This is a genomic window from Rhizobacter sp. P3_B12, from assembly GCF_056402895.1.
Genome location: NZ_JBFUGN010001152.1, coordinates 1 through 1760, shown reverse-complemented (window position 1 = coordinate 1760; position 1760 = coordinate 1). Strand labels below are relative to the sequence as shown.

Here is a 1760-nt window from a genome sequence, read left to right as displayed (position 1 = left end):
GCGTCAGCCCCGCCAGGTCCTTCACGCGCCGCGCGATCGCAGCGACCGCGTCCGGCGCCAGCGCCAGGTAGTTGCCGGCCGGCGTCGGCTTGATCGCGTCGCGGATCATCTTCTCGACCGCCGGCTCCAGCAGCACCGCCGACAGCGAGCCGCTGCCCTGCGTCGCGCGGTGGCTGAGCCAGCGCCCGAGGTCGCCGCGCACGTACTCGGTGAGCATCAGCGCGTCCTTCTCCTTCGGGCCCCAGTTGATCAGGCTCTCGCAGATCGCCCGCATGTTGCGGATCGGCAGCTGCTCTTCCAGCAGCCGGCGCAGCACCTCGGCGATGCGCTGCACCGTGACCACCTTCTGCATCTCGGCCACCAGGCCCGGGTAGTCCGCGCCGACCCGCTCCAGCACCCACTGCACTTCCTGGATGCCCAGGAACTGATGCGCCTGCTCGTGCAGCGACTGCACCGCGTGCTTCGCGATCACCTCCTCGTTGGACGGCTCGCCGTCCGGCTTCGGGCCGATCACCACCTGGCCGCTGCCGTGCGGCACGTCGTGCAGCAGCAGCTCGTACTCGTTCTCGGCATGGCTCGCCCGCGTCCACAGCCGGATGCCGGGGAACGGCAGGCCCAGCTGCTCCTGCAGGCCCAGGCGCTCGCGCTCGAACGCGGCGTTCAGCAGGTCGGGCCGCAGCGAGGCGGCCAGCGCCGGCGACATCGTCACCGCCAGCGGCGCGGTGAACGCGCTCGCCTTGTCCTCGATCGCCTGGATCTCGCCCTTGCGCGCTTTCGCGCCTTCGCGCTGCAGGCCCTTCAGCGCATCGGCCTCGCCCTCGTGCCCCGAGCCCGCACCCTTGGTCTGGCCCTGCAGCTTGCGGCCCAGCATCACCAGCGCGCCGGCCAGCAGCAGGAACACGTACCACGGGAAGCCCGGCACCAGCGCGAAGCCGCACAGGAAGCCCGCGGCCAGGTACAGCGCGCGCGGGCTGCGCGTCAGCTGGAAGGTGATCTCCTCGCCGAGCGACTTCGGCTTCGGTGCGTGCTCGTCGGCCACGCGGGTGATCATCACGCCGGCGGCCACGCAGATCAGCAGCGACGGGATCTGCGACACCATCGCGTCGCCGATCGACAGGATCGCGAAGCGGTTCGCCGCCTCGGCGGCCGGCATGCCGTGGTAGGTGATGCCGATCACGATGCCGGCCAGGATGTTGATCACCGTGATGATCAGCGCGGCGATCGCATCGCCCTTCACGAACTTCATCGCGCCGTCCATGCCGCCGTGCAGCTGGCTTTCCATCGCGAGCGCGGCGCGGCGGTGGCGCGCCTCGTCGGCCGTCAGGTGGCCGGCGCGCAGGTCGGCGTCGATGCTCATCTGCTTGCCCGGCATCGCATCCAGCGTGAAGCGCGCGCCGACCTCGGCAACCCGCTCCGAGCCCTTCGCGATCACGATGAACTGCACCACCGTGATGATCAGGAACACCACGATCCCGACCACCAGGTTGCCGCCCACCACCAGGTTGCCGAACGACTCGATGATGTGGCCGGCGTCGGCGTGCAGCAGGATCAGCTTGGTCGACGAGATGTTCAGCGACAGCCGGAACAGCGTCGTGAACAGCAGCAGCGCCGGGAACGAGGTCAGCGAGACCGCGCTCGGGATGTACATCGTCACCATCAGCAGCAGCGTGCTGATGGTGAGGTTCACCGCCAGCAGGCCGTCGATCAGGAAGGTCGGCAGCGGCAGCACCATCAGCGCGAGGATGGCCACGATCGTGGCC

The 1760-nt window shown here is 69.7% G+C and carries 1 protein-coding gene; it reads right to left on the bottom strand.

Annotation, left to right across the window (positions count from 1 at the left end; genetic code table 11):
* On the bottom strand, positions 1-1760 hold a 1760-nt coding region (locus AC1D01_RS33200), incomplete at both ends, for an FHIPEP family type III secretion protein (protein WP_477873732.1).